This is a genomic window from Pseudomonas sp. P7548 (assembly GCF_013386585.1).
In the GTDB taxonomy this organism is placed as follows: domain Bacteria; phylum Pseudomonadota; class Gammaproteobacteria; order Pseudomonadales; family Pseudomonadaceae; genus Aquipseudomonas.
In genome coordinates this window covers 1-13357 of record NZ_JACARO010000058.1, presented here as the reverse complement: position 1 = coordinate 13357, position 13357 = coordinate 1, and the positions used below count along the sequence as shown (strand labels likewise).

Annotated in this window: 12 protein-coding genes and 2 pseudogenes; 8 read left to right on the top strand and 6 right to left on the bottom strand. The window is 56.3% G+C overall.

Annotation, left to right across the window (positions count from 1 at the left end; all coding sequences use genetic code 11):
• From HX803_RS22245 to HX803_RS22230, 4 genes are all read left to right on the top strand, one after another.
• Positions 1-1604: RHS repeat domain-containing protein (locus HX803_RS22245; RefSeq protein ID WP_178923533.1), on the top strand; the 1604-nt coding region annotated here is incomplete at its 5' end.
• Positions 1604-2023, top strand: a complete 420-nt coding sequence (locus HX803_RS22240; protein WP_178923531.1) for a hypothetical protein — start codon at positions 1604-1606, stop codon at positions 2021-2023. The genes HX803_RS22245 and HX803_RS22240, both read left to right, overlap by 1 nt.
• 253 nt (positions 2024-2276) lie before the next feature.
• Entirely contained in the window at positions 2277-2711 is a 435-nt protein-coding gene (locus HX803_RS22235; protein ID WP_256732909.1) for a hypothetical protein, read from the top strand.
• A gap of 296 nt (positions 2712-3007) precedes the next feature.
• The gene (locus tag HX803_RS22230) at positions 3008-3511 is read left to right on the top strand and encodes a hypothetical protein (RefSeq protein ID WP_178923529.1); all 504 of its coding nucleotides are present in this window, start codon (positions 3008-3010) and stop codon (positions 3509-3511) included.
• 416 nt (positions 3512-3927) lie between these two features.
• On the opposite strand, the gene HX803_RS22220 is transcribed toward HX803_RS22230, so the two are convergent.
• Positions 3928-4581, bottom strand: coding sequence for a hypothetical protein (locus HX803_RS22220; protein ID WP_178923527.1), 654 nt, complete (start codon positions 4579-4581; stop codon positions 3928-3930).
• 279 nt (positions 4582-4860) lie between these two features.
• Here HX803_RS22220 and HX803_RS22215 point away from each other — a divergent pair, with 279 nt between their 5' ends.
• Positions 4861-5259 carry a hypothetical protein gene (locus HX803_RS22215; RefSeq protein ID WP_256732908.1) on the top strand — a complete coding sequence of 133 codons (399 nt, stop codon included), beginning with the start codon at positions 4861-4863 and terminating at the stop codon, positions 5257-5259.
• 168 nt (positions 5260-5427) lie between these two features.
• On the opposite strand, the gene HX803_RS22210 is transcribed toward HX803_RS22215, so the two are convergent.
• The 3 genes from HX803_RS22210 to HX803_RS22200 all read right to left on the bottom strand — a co-directional run bounded on the left by HX803_RS22210 (position 5428) and on the right by HX803_RS22200 (position 8474).
• Positions 5428-6657: a M20/M25/M40 family metallo-hydrolase gene (locus tag HX803_RS22210; RefSeq protein WP_178923523.1), complete on the bottom strand. Its 1230-nt coding sequence runs from the start codon at positions 6655-6657 to the stop codon at positions 5428-5430.
• Positions 6658-6704: 47 nt separating this feature from the next.
• Positions 6705-7763, bottom strand: a complete 1059-nt coding sequence (locus tag HX803_RS22205) for a diguanylate cyclase (protein WP_178923521.1) — start codon at positions 7761-7763, stop codon at positions 6705-6707.
• Between the two features lie 78 nt (positions 7764-7841).
• Complete coding sequence (locus HX803_RS22200; protein WP_178923519.1) at positions 7842-8474, bottom strand: LysE family translocator; 633 nt, start codon at positions 8472-8474, stop codon at positions 7842-7844.
• A gap of 123 nt (positions 8475-8597) precedes the next feature.
• Between HX803_RS22200 and HX803_RS22195 the strand changes: the two genes are divergently transcribed.
• Positions 8598-10010: a PLP-dependent aminotransferase family protein gene (locus tag HX803_RS22195; protein WP_178923517.1), complete on the top strand. Its 1413-nt coding sequence runs from the start codon at positions 8598-8600 to the stop codon at positions 10008-10010.
• Here HX803_RS22195 and HX803_RS22190 read toward each other — a convergent pair.
• The gene (locus tag HX803_RS22190; protein WP_178923515.1) at positions 9988-11067 is read right to left on the bottom strand and encodes a sigma-54-dependent Fis family transcriptional regulator; all 1080 of its coding nucleotides are present in this window, start codon (positions 11065-11067) and stop codon (positions 9988-9990) included. The genes HX803_RS22195 and HX803_RS22190 overlap by 23 nt on opposite strands.
• Before the next feature lie 193 nt (positions 11068-11260).
• A pseudogene (locus tag HX803_RS22185) lies at positions 11261-11761 on the bottom strand (thioredoxin family protein); the annotation flags it as partial.
• 263 nt (positions 11762-12024) lie between these two features.
• Here HX803_RS22185 and HX803_RS22180 point away from each other — a divergent pair.
• Both HX803_RS22180 and HX803_RS22175 read left to right on the top strand, forming a co-directional pair.
• Positions 12025-12765, top strand: a complete 741-nt coding sequence (locus HX803_RS22180; protein WP_176997492.1) for a response regulator — start codon at positions 12025-12027, stop codon at positions 12763-12765.
• Positions 12762-13357, top strand: a pseudogene (locus HX803_RS22175) (two-component sensor histidine kinase); the annotation flags it as partial. The gene HX803_RS22180 and the pseudogene HX803_RS22175, both read left to right, overlap by 4 nt.

The following is a 13357-nucleotide window of genomic DNA, read 5'->3' as shown; positions in this document are numbered from 1 at the left end:
AGTGCGGTCACCTCGCCACCGTCGAACTCAATGGTGAAGTGCTCACCTCCCACCTGTTCAAAGCCGGCCAGGAACACCAGCGCCAACAAGGCCAGCTCCTCAGCCACTACCACTACGACGACCAACAACGCCTGCACGCCCACACCGTCACCCAGCAGGAACACCACCTCTACGCACGCCACTACACCTACGACAAATCCGGCAACCTCACCCGCCTGCTCGATACCCGCAAAGGCCAGCACGACTACACCTACGACCCGCTGAACCGCCTCACCCGCGCCGACCATTCCCAAGACCTGCAAGAACGCTTCGCCCACGACCCGGCCGGCAACCTGCTCATGCAAAACCGCCCCGGCCCGGACATCGTGGCGGGTAATCGGCTGATGATTCAGGGGGATCGACATTACGACTATGACGCGTTCGGCAACCTGATCCGTGAGCGGCGTGGGCGTGGGCACTCACTGGTCACTGAATACCGTTATGACTGTCAGCATCGACTGATTGGTATCACACAACCCAACGGACAGACCGCCAGCTACCGATACGATCCTTTTGGACGGCGGATCAGTAAAACCGTTGATGACATAACCACGGAGTTTTTCTGGCAAGGCGACAAGCTGATTGCCGAGCACCACAAAGACCGTCATCGCAGCTACCTCTACGAACCCGGTAGCTTCAGGCCCTCGGCTTTACTGGAAGGTTTTGGCCCCAAACAAACCAAGCCCTTCCACTACCAACTCGACCACCTCGGCACCCCACAAGAACTCACCGCCCCCAACGGCGAAATCGTCTGGTCTGCCCACTACCGCGCGTACGGCGAAATCAGTCGCCTAGACGTCGGAAAAGTCGACAACCCGCTGCGTTTTCAGGGCCAGTACTTCGATCAGGAAAGCGGGCTGCACTACAACCGCCATCGCTACTACAATCCGGATATTGGTCGTTACCTGACGCCGGACCCGGTGAAGCTGGCGGGCGGGATCAATGCGTACCGGTACGTGCCCAATCCTACGGGGTGGGTGGATCCGCTAGGGTTAAGCACGTGCCCGGGTGACGGGTGTAAACCTGACGTTTCTTCCGCTCTTCCGACGCCTAGCGTCAGTGAGGGCGCACCCGATGTACCTCAACTGACGCGAACTGAGCGGCAGGCGAGAATAGATAAACTTACAGAGGCAAACGCAAAACGGCGTGTGCAAGAATTGGAGTTGAAATACGACATGCACACTGTTGCCAAACACGGTCCGGAAATCACCGATACGGCGCTGAAACAGAGGGCGATTGATGGAACAGATCCTAGCACTGGACTACGTAAACCTAAGGCAAAAGGAAACTTAAGCTCTCAGTTTCATAGCTGGAAAATGCAACTGAATGCCTTGAACAAGGCTTTGACGCGAAAATCACTTGGGCTAGACCCGTTCAACGGGAAAGATAAAAATTTAAATCCAGTGCTCAGACTAGAACTCTCTGGAGCAGGGCGCGGATATAGACCTAACAAAAAAGACCCTGCTAACCCAACCCTTAACGAAAACATGAACTGGTTCGAAGTTAAGTTCGATAAAAACGATAACAACAGGCCATTTACTGCTTTTCCTGCCGAGAAAAAATAATGTTAAAAGACCCTTTCTTAAAAAACTCCCCCTTCAACCCCAGCCTCAAATGGTTCATAGGGGTATTTGATGTGTACGACCAAGAACAGTGGCTCGGCGAAGAGCTGGAAAAATACGATCCAAATAAAACCTCTGACAGAGAAAAACTCATAAAAACCTACGCTTTAAATTTAGGCTACCTTTCCTACAGACACAAATATGTCTTAGTCGAGCATTTAAAAAACAGTTTGAATGACAAAAACTACGATTTCCAAAGCCTGTTTGAAATAAGCGACGACGACGCAGCTTCATGGCCAAGGATTGAATGGTACGAGCTTAAAAGCCCTAGAGAGTTTTTAAATGACGTTTATAAACTCTCTCAAATAGAGTGGAAAGATGACCTCCAAAAAGCCAGTCTCGAAGACCCATCAACGTGGTAAGCCCCACACCAGCAAACGTAATCCACACCCCTGTAGTGAGCGAGCCTGCTCGCGCCGGGCTGCGAAGCGGCCCCAACCGAGGCGACTCGTTTCTTCAGGCAGATCGGCGTCGAATGGTTTGGGGCTGCTTCGCAGCCCGGCGCAGGGCAAGCCTGCTCACTACAATGAACGTGAACACTTTGACTGCAGAATGGGATCAGCCCAACTAAGCTAGCTCTGTGGCTCTTGAGATTTTTAATACAGTTATTCCCACTTGGAAAAACCGGATTTGCTATATCACCCTTTATCCAAACACATCCATTTCGACGCCAGCCTAAAATATTTCGTCGGAATTTTTGATATCTACGACAGAGAAGACACTAAGGGAAAAGCACTCGCCCGCTTCAACCCCAACGAACGTAAAGACCGAGAAGCACTAATACTTGAATACTGTCTAGATCCATTCAACAAACTTTCCTATCGCCATAGATACAAGCTAATAGAAACGTTAACTTATGCACTGAACACAGAAGACTATAATTTCCACACTTACTTTGAGGATGACCCAGATGAGTATTCAAATATGGCTTGGGACGAAACCGAAATCGCCGACCCGCGAGAATTCTTTGCCGACATCTACCGACTCGCGAACGAAGTTTGGAAAGACGACCTTCAAAAAGCCAGCCTCGAAGACTCATCCACGTGGTAACACCCTCTGATAGCTAGCAATGAATCACGAAATTATTTTTAGAGACAAAATATGAACACGGTTTATATAAATGAATTTGGAGTAAGGCCATGGACAAGCATCCACCCAACGATCAACAAACAATTCATTACTTTAACCCTCCTGGATCATGACTTTGATAGTGTATGGGAGTCATGGTGCAAAGTAATGGACGCGCTATCAGAAGAATGGCCAATCAAAAAACAATGGCTTTCACTACAAACACTCGAGACCAACTCAATAACACAAGCGTATTTATTGAATAAAGATATAAAAAAATGGCTAACGATTGGGATATATTCAAAAAAAATGAAAAAAGTAAAATATACTCCGCAATCAAAACCCATCCACGCGATCCACGGGCAATAAATAACTTGCCGATTACCGGCTCGCGAGACACTCTTTTAGTGAGTCAGAAATCAGAAGCCCCCATAGAAGAACTTTGGTCAGCAATGACAATATTCGAAAAAGAGATCTCGCCTGAAAAAATGAGTGTTTTCCTAGAATATCAAACGAATACATTGCTATGCCAGTTTTACGACGATGCAGAAACACACGCTGCAGCTCAGTTCATCTACCAAACCTGTCGTGAAAACAAAAATATTCTAGAGAAAATAAAAAGCTTTTTCCCTTCAATAAGCGTCACAGACGTTCATCATTATATAAACGAAACAAAAACTATGAACGCACTGACCCAGAACAAAAAAACTGCTGGGAAAATAAGCACAGAGAGCGATCTCACCAAACTCAACATCCCCAAAAGGCCCAACCCTCTTGAATAAAGTCCATTCCGAACTGCAGCAGTTCCTTGCAGGATATTTCAATCCAGACTGGGTTGACGACCACGAAACAGCAAAATGACATCATCGAATTCTTTATATCAGATTCAGACCCTGACACTATTGCAGAAGTCCGATTAGAGCTGGACAAATTAATACTCAGCAAAAAGACAGAGAGGCAACTTAAAAACTATCTATTCAAGGATACCGGGTACAACTATTACTACTGCAATGACTGGAAAGACGGAAAAACATGGCTTCGGCACGTTGCATCATTTTTAAAACACCCCCAGTCGTAAGATAGAAAAAACAAGAGTATCTTTTGGCGAGAACATAACACGCCTCAAAAATACCACCAACACAAGTTAAGAGTGAGCTTGCTCACCCTCGATCGCAAACCTTTCCACCAACAATAACAACTAATCCGAAGTGCTTGCGACCAACACACTTAGGGTGTTTTTCTTTGCATTCCACACGGTCAGACACCAAATGCCCCACCACTCCAACCCCCAGTCAAAAAACTCACCCCAAGGCCTTTCCAGTGGCATATCACCATTCAGTCGCTGCCATTTCTCCTCAAAACCATCCACCCAATTTATGACGACGATATCGTCCTGTGGATCGATACCCAGTAACTGCAACCACTCTCGATAGACAGACTGAGCTTCACTCTCACCTTTCTTAAAACGTGCACTATGAGGTGGGTGGCAAAAGGCGCTATAAAGCCCCGCCAAACCTAATTTATTCTTTTGCATGATTGTCAGGCTATGAATTTCATCTAAGGTCAATGGTGTGGCAACCGCCCGCTCTACATCCCAATCCCAATTTGGGATCGGAGCATACTCAGAAGGCAGATAGTCGCCCAATTCAGCCAACTCCGGATTTTTGTATGCAGCATCCTGATAGTAACTCATACCCAACAAAGCCTGTCGGTGTAACTGCTCATTGATATCAGCATTGGAAACTGGAGAAAACACCACAAATTCAAACACACAACCCGCAGTGTACATGCGTTTACGCAAAGAGGTAGTTTGCGCTTGCTCAACGACAACCAACAAAAATGGAGAGTGCATTTTAATCCCTGCGAATAGTGTGATCGGTAGCCCTGCGTAAAAAAACATACTACGCACGACTCAATAATTGATTTCTTGCGCACAAGTCTATAGCAAGTCGCAACAGCACGAATTGCCGAACTACAAAAAACCTGCAATTGTTTGCAACGCGCAGCGGAATAATACAATCAGACGTACATATTGACACAACAGAGGAGCAAAAATACCGTCAAACAGATAGATACGACAATTCCTACATCGCACTCTACAAGTGAGTAAACAATGCTGATATGCCCACTCATGAAAACTCCATACATTCCTAATATCTCTCACATATTAGGGGCGCTATCGATATACGACCTTGAGGAAACAGTTGGAAAAAAACTATGGAAATACGACCCTAACACCCAAAAAGACAGAGACAAAATTATCATTTATTTTGTTTTAAAAGATCTTATGTACCTGTCATACAGACATCGCTTCGTGTTGATGTCCGCTCTGAAAAACGCACTCGACAATCTGAACTTTGACTTTTCGAAAGAATTTAAAAACGATCACGACGAATATAAAATTATGGCTTGGAATGAAACAGAAATCATCGACCCGCGAGGCTTCTTCAGCGACATTTATCGACTCGCCAATGAGGTCTGGAAAGATGACCTCCAAAAAGCCAGTCTCGAAGACTCATCAACGTGGTAACACCTACACCGGCAAACGTAATCCACACCCCTGTAGTGAGCGAGCTTGCTCGCGCCGGGCTGCGAAGCGGCCCCAACCGAAGCGCCGCATTTCTTCAGGCAGATTGGCGCCGAATGGATTAGGGCTGCTTCGCAGCCCAGCGCAGGGCAAGCCTGCTCACTACAAGGACTAGCGTTTGCTCAGCTCCATGATCATCCGGCTCAGCAGGTAGATACGTGGCGCTACGCTTTCCACTTCCGCATATTCCTCCGGCGTATGGATGTTGCCGCCCACAATCCCGAACCCGTCCAAGGTCGGCGTCCCGACCCCGGCCGACAGGCTCGCGTCCGCCGCGCCGCCGCTGCCTTCAACCGTGAGTTTCTTGCCCAACTCGCCATAGATCCCCTGGGCAATCGCAACGAGCTTGTCCGACTCCGGCGTCTGTGGCATTGGCGGCAGGCCGCGCTGCAACGAGGTCTTCACTTCGGTTTCCGGGATCAACTTGTTGGCCGATACCCGCGCCAGGTCTTTCTCGATCCGATCGAATTCTTCCGGCAGCGCCGCGCGCACGTCGGCCTTGGCGGTGGCCTGGTCTGGGATCACGTTGACGCGGTCGCCCGCCTTGAGCACGGTAAAGTTGATGGTGGTTTTCTTCTCTTCATCCCCCAGCTTGCCCAGCTGCAAGATCTGGTGGGCAGCTTCCATCGCGGCGTTACGGCCCAGCTCTGGCGCGACGCCGGCGTGAGCGGCCTTGCCTTTGACTTCGACCACCGCCGTCGCACTGCCTTTGCGCCACACCACCAAACCATCGGCGGGGCGGCCGGGTTCGAGGTTGAGGGTCACGTCGTGGCCCTTGGCGGTTTTGCGGATGAGGTCGGAGGCGGTGTCAGAGCCGGTTTCTTCGCTGGCGTCGAGCAGGAAGGTGATTTGGGCGTAGTCCTTGAAGCCCTGGTCCTTCAAGACCTTGAGCGCGTAGATGCCGGCGACGATGCCGCCCTTGTCATCCATCACGCCGGGACCGTAGGCGCGACCGTCCTTGATGTGGAAGGGGCGCTCGGCGGCCGAGCCTTCCTTGAACACAGTGTCCATGTGGGCCATGAGCAGGATCTTGGCTTTGCCGGTGCCTTTGAGGGTGGCGATCACATGGCTGTTGTTGGCGGCTTTGTCCGGCACCAGCTCAATGGAGAACCCCAGTTGTTTCAACTCGTCGACGGCAATGTCACGCACTTGGGTCAGGCCTGGCTCGTAGCCGGAACCGGAGTCGATATTCACCAGGCGTTCCAGCAGTTTCAGGGCGTCGGGCTTGTATTGCTCGGCCTGTGCCTGGATCTGTTTGTGGGGTTCGGCGCTGTAGGCTGGCACGGCAAAGGACAACGCCAGGGTGGCGGCCAGCAGGGTACGGGAGAAGGTGAAGAGCATGAACCGATCCTTGTTTTTGTGATGAGGTGCCGCAACACCCTACCCCACTAAACCGAGCGTAACCAACTCCCCTGTACCGAACTGACCCGGTTGCGCCCGCTGCTCTTGGCTTCGTACAACGCCTGGTCGGCATCGTTGAGCCAACTGGTGGAGTCGGCGTGAGTCGCTTGGTAGGGCGCCAGGCCGATGCTCAAACTCACGCGCAACGTCGGGTCTTGGGCGTAGGCCAACGCGTTGAAACGATCACGCAAGGCGTCCATCACTTCAGTGGCACGGGTGAGCGGCATATCCGGCAGGATCACACAAAATTCGTCACCGCCGTACCGCCCGGCCAGGTCGGTGGTGCGCAAGTTCTGGCGCAGTACCTTACTGAGCTGGCGCAGCACGATGTCGCCGGTGACGTGGCCGTAGGTGTCGTTGATGACCTTGAAGTGGTCGATGTCGATCAAGGCAATCGCAGCGCCCGCCGGGCCTCGGCGGCAGCGTTGGAATTCGATCTCCAAGTGGTCTTTCCAGGCGCCATGGTTGAGCAGGCCCGACAGGCTGTCGGTGCGGCTCAGGGCCAGCAGTTCGCGTTTGTGCCGCGCCAGGGTCACGGCCTGGCGGTAGCAGATCCAGCCCAGTGCCAGGGGATACAACATCAGAATCGGCAAGCACGCATAGAGCTGTGCCGAAGTGGTGACGGCGACGAAAGCCGGAGTAAAGAGCAGCAACGATGTACCAATCCCCAACGCCTGTGCCACCCACCCGGCAAGCATAAAGCGCGGCCCGCCGATGGCGACGTTGTTCATGGTCATCATCGACAGGGTCGTCACGCTTGGCAACGGGTTGAAGTGCATCGCCCCCACCCAGAACCCACCGCAGAACGAATCGAACAATAAATTGCGTCGCTCGCTGCGCAACGCATGGGCAGCCCGCAGCGACATGCGGAACGCCAAGTGTGGCCAGACAAAGGCGTTGATCACCATCCACACCCAGACCCAGGCCGGCGGATGCAACGGGTACATGCCAAACGCCACGCACACAAAACCGAGCGTCAGCCCCAGTGTGCGCGACTTGTACAACCGTGAAGCGAGCGGAAGTCCATTTCCTCCGGCAGCCGTCATGGTGAGGGTGTGATCCTTGATGAATGCCTGGAGTCTATCAGCGGAGCGTCAAATCGCCACTACCGCTCATAAGCCCGATCAATGGGTGAAACCACGGGCCAGCATCAGCGCCACCCCCACCAGCAGCACGGCTGTCGCCCGTTGCAGCATTTTCTGCCGTTGAGGGTTTTCCAGCACGTGCTGGATGCGCTGGCCGAAATAGCAATACAGGCAGCCACTGATGAACTGCAGCACCAGGAACGTCAGCCCGAGGATCGCAATGTCGAGCATGGAGCTGTGCCCGCCACTCCCCGCGAACTGAGGGAACACTGCGCTGAACATGATGAGGGTCTTGGGGTTGGAAAAACCGGTCAGCAGCCCTTTGCCGAACCGGCTGCGCGCGGCCTCCACATGGCCAATCCGGTCGATCGCGATGCCGCCGCTGGTCCACTGTTTGTACGCCAGGTGCAGGATGTACGCCACGCCCACCACCTGGATGACCTGGGTGATCACCGGATAACCCCGGATCAGCTCGGAAAAGCCCACGGCAAAGATCAGGATCGAGATGAGGTACGACACACTTGCCCCGATCTGCGCCGGGATCGAACTGCGCAAGCCGTCGCGCAGGCCCAGGCTCAACAACATCAGGGTCATGGGACCGGGGCTGAAGGTCATGGTCGCGCAGAACAGTAGGAAGTAGAGAAACGAGGACAGGGTTAACGCGCTTGTCATGACCATGGACCTGAGGGAGAGAGCGCGCAGTCTAGGCAATCGGCATTGCACAAGGCAGGTAAAGTCAGGCCTAATCCAGCCGAACTTTACCGGTAAAATCACCGGCAAACACAAGGAAGGTTAATGTTGGTATCCGCCATCACCTTTGCGCCGGGCACACCGAAAGTGCAGCAGATCGTCGAGGCGTTCAGCCAGGCCATCGAAAGCGGCGAATGGGCCCCGGGCAGCAAGTTGCCGTCGGTGCGTGAACTGACTCAGGTTCTGGGCGTGAGCAAGTTCACCCTCAACGAGGCGCTGGACCGGCTGCGCGGGCGCACCCTGCTCACGTCCAGCCAGGGCCGTGGCTACTTTGTGGCGATGGACACCGTGCGCCCGAGCAGCGCGAACTGGGTCGACCTGCTGCCCCAGGATTTGCTCAGCGTGTTGCGTCGCCCCCTGGCCACCGTCGGCGCCGAACTGCGACCCGGAGGCGGCCACCTGCCGGAAGACTGGCTCGACAGCGAAGCCATCCGCCAGGCCATGCGCAGCGTGGTGCGCGCGCCGTCGTTGCGCATCGCCGGGCTGGGCACGCCGGCCGGGCTGCTGCCGTTGCGCCAGGCCTTGCAACAGAAGTTGCACGCTGAAGGCTTGTCGGTGCCGGTGGAACAGATCATCACCACCCCCAACACCGTGCAGGGCCTGGACATGCTGATGCGCCTGCTCGCCCGCCCCGGCGACACGGTGCTGCTGGACGCGCCGTGCTATTTCAACTTCCACGCCAACCTGGCCCTGCATGGGGTCAAGGTGGTGACCATCGAGCGTCGCCCCGACGGCTTCGACTTCGCTGCCCTCGAACAACTATTGGCCGAACATCGCCCCAGGCTGTACCTGACCACCGGCGTGCTGCATAACCCCACCGGCCACTCCTTCAGCCCCAGCCAGGCGTTTCGCCTGCTGCAGCTGACCCGGCAGTATCAGTGCCATATCGTCGAGGATGACCTCTACGGCGACCTGCACCCCAACCCTCCCCCGCGTCTGGCCGCCCTCGCCGGTCTGGACCAGGTCACCTACCTGTCAGGTTTCTCCAAGGTCCTCAGCGCCAACGCGCGGGTGAGCTACGTGGTGGCCGCACCGCAACTGGCGGCCAACCTGACCAACATGAAGCTGATGAGCGGCGGCATTACGTCGGAGCTGTTCGAGCAGATCGCGTACCGCATGCTCAGCGAAGGCAGCTACGCCAAGCACCGCAAGCGCATGGTCCAGCGGTTACTGGAGGCCGGTGGACGCGTCGAGCAATGGCTCAAGCGCTGTGGGTGCGAGCTGCCGATGGCGTATGAAGGCGGGATGTTCATCTGGGCGCGCCTGCCCCAAGGAGTGAACGGCGAGCAATTGGCCCAGGACGCCTTGAAGCAAGGCCTGGTGCTGGCGCCGGGGGTGTTGTTCGGTTACGACCCGGCCCATCGCGATTCGATGCGCTTCAACGTGGCCCACAGCGATGAGCCGTCGATGCAAAAGGTGTTTGAAGCCCTGTTGCTCAAGGCTTCGCGCGCCCTTTGAGCATGCCGTGGTTGACCAGCAAGGTGCGCATGGCATTGCGGGTAATCCCCAGCAAGTCTGCCGTGCGCAGTTGGTTGAAGCCACAGAACCCAAACGCCTCGCGCACGATCAGGTCTTCGATGTCGTGCAGCAGCGTGTCCCCTGGTACTTCGAACAAGCGCAGCAGTTGCTCGCGAATCACCTCCTGGGGAATGCGCGGCGCGCCGTTGTTGACGCTGGCGTGCATCGCGCTGAGCCCGGCGGAAAACTTGAGATGATTGGGCATGATCGGCTTGTCGCCGGCCACCAACAGCGCCAGGTGCACCACGTTTTCCAGCTCACGGATATTGCCCGGCCACGGGTAATCCAGCAGGGCCTGGGTGGCGGATTCCGACAACATCGGCTCGGCAATCTTCAGCTTGGCGCTGTACAGCCGACGGAAGTGTTCCACCAGCGGCAGGATATCCAGCGGCCGTTCACGCAAGGGCAACACCTGCACCTGGGCCACATTGATGCGGTAGAACAGGTCCAGGCGGAAATTACCCGCTTCCACGGCCTGTTCCAGGTCGATGTTGGTGGCGGTCACCAGGCGGATATCGATCTTAATCGGCTTGCGCGAGCCCACCCGCACCACTTCCTGCTCCTGCAGCACCCGCAGCAACTTCACCTGCAAGGGCAACGGCAGGTCGCCGATCTCATCGAGGAACAGCGTGCCGCCATCCGCCTCTTCGAACCAGCCACCGCGCCGGCCGACCGCACCGGAAAACGCCCCGGCCTCATGCCCGAAGAATTCGCTCTCGGCGAGGGTTTCGCTGATGGCGCCGCAGTTCACCGGCACAAACGCCCCGGTGCGCCCGCTGGCGCTGTGGATGTAGCGCGCCACCAGCTCCTTGCCGGTGCCGGTCTCGCCATTGATCAATACCGGCGCTTCGCTCGGGCCGACGCGCTTGAGGTAGTCGAGCAATTGCAACGAGCGTGGGTCGGAAAAGACCAGGGCCTTGGCGCGGATCGACAACGGGTCTTTTTCGCCCTGGGGCAAAGTCAGGATCGGCGTGGGCTGCCCGTGGGGACGGTTCATGAACAATTTCCCGGCGGCGAGGATGGAGAATGAAGCGCAACTGTACTCATCCCCAGATATAACCAGAAATACTTAAAATTCATTAGCACATAACCGACACGGTTGCCGCCGCTCTTTGTAGGAGCCGGCTTGCCGGCGATCAGCCTTGAGGGCAAGGGTGTTCTCTAGGGCGCCATCGCTGGCAAGCCAGCGCCTATAACGGCGCGGTGGCGTTGGCTTCCTTGAGCAGGGCCTGGATCACCTGCTCCTGCGCCTCGTACCGCCCTTCCCCCCAATGGCTGTAGCGCACTTTGCCGGTCGCGTCGAAGAAGTAATGGGCCGGCCACGCCTGATTGTCGAACGCGTGCCAGATCCTGAAATGCGTGTCCACGGCCACCGGGTACTCAATGCCCAATGCCTTGACCTGCCGGCGCACGTTGGCCAGGATTTTTTCCTGGGCCAGTTCCGGTGTGTGCACGCCAATCACCACCAGCCCGTCCTTGGCGTATTTTCTAGCCCATTGGTTCACATAGGGCAGGCTGCGCTGGCAATTGATGCAGTCATAGGTCCAGAAGTCCACCAGCACCACCTTGCCCTTGAGGCCTTCGGCTGTCAGCGGCGGCGAGTTGAGCCAGGCCACGGCGCCGTCCAGGGACGGCATCTGCTCGCCGGACCGGTTGAAGGGTTCGGCATCCACAGGCTTGGGCAACAGGTAGAACAGGGTTGCCGCCAGGGCGAAACTGGCCAGCAGCCGATACAGGGTTTGGCACATCACAACATCCTCGGCAGGTCTTCGATGGCGTCCATTTGAACGGCCCGAGGTATCGGGGATGTGTCGAACACCCTGCTCTGTATCGGCTTTTTTGCCTCGTCGTGTATCTCCCCGACGCCAGATACACTGCAATACAAAGGGCACAAGGCAAGGCCACAGGCAGTGGCTAGACTGCGCACCATTGACTACTTATTGAGGAAGGCAGCATGGATCATGTCGATCACATCCTGATCGTCGATGACGACCGGGAGATCCGCGAACTGGTGGGTAATTACCTGAAGAAAAACGGTATGCGCACCACCGTGGTCGCCGATGGCCGGCAGATGCGCAGCTTCCTCGACACCACCCCCGTGGACCTGATCGTGCTCGACATCATGATGCCCGGCGATGATGGCTTGCAGCTGTGTCGCGAGCTGCGGGTGGGCAAGCACAAGGCCACGCCGGTGCTGATGCTGACTGCACGCAACGACGAAACCGACCGCATCATCGGCCTGGAAATGGGCGCCGACGATTACCTGGTCAAGCCCTTTGCCGCGCGCGAATTGCTGGCACGCATCAACGCCGTGTTGCGCCGCACGCGGATGCTGCCGCCCAACCTGGTGGTCAGCGAAACCGGGCGGTTGATCCGTTTTGGCCGTTGGCGCCTGGACACCACCGCCCGCCACCTCCTCGACGAAGACGACACCCTGGTGGCCCTGAGCGGTGCCGAATACCGCCTGCTGCGTGTGTTCCTCGACCACCCGCAACGCGTGCTCAACCGCGACCAGTTGCTCAACCTCACCCAGGGCCGCGACGCCGACCTGTTCGACCGCTCCATCGACCTGCTGGTGAGCCGCCTGCGCCAGCGCCTGTTGGATGATGCGCGGGAACCGGCCTACATCAAGACCGTGCGCAGCGAAGGTTATGTGTTCTCCCTGCCCGTGGAAATCCTCGGGGCCGACCAATGAAGTTCAAGTGGGGCTGGCCACGTACCCTGGCGTCGCAGTTGTCGCTGATCTTCCTGATCAGCCTGCTGTGCGCCCACGGGTTGTCGTTCAGCGCGCAGTTCTACGAACGCTACATCAGCGCGCGCACGGTGATGTTGGGCAACCTGGAAAATGACGTGGCCACCTCGGTGGCGATCCTCGACCGCCTGCCCGCCAATGAACGCGCCAGCTGGCTACCGCGCCTGGACCGTCAGAACTACCGTTACCTGCTCAACGCCGGTGAACCCGGCGAGCCGATGCGCAGCGATGATGTCCCCATGGCGGCCACCTCGATCAGCGATGCGCTGGGCGAGCACTATGCCCTGACCTTTCGTGACATCCCCGGCAACCAGAAGCACTTCCAGGCGCACCTGACCCTGGCCGATGGCAACCCGATCACCCTCGACGTGCGCCCCGCCGCCCAGCCCGTGGCCTACTGGTTGCCGGTGGTGCTCATCCTGCAACTGGCGTTGTTGCTGGGCTGCACCTGGATTGCCGTGCGCCTGGCGATCCGCCCCCTGACGCGCCTGGCGCGTGCCGTGGAAACCCTCGACCCCAACGCCCACCCCACGCC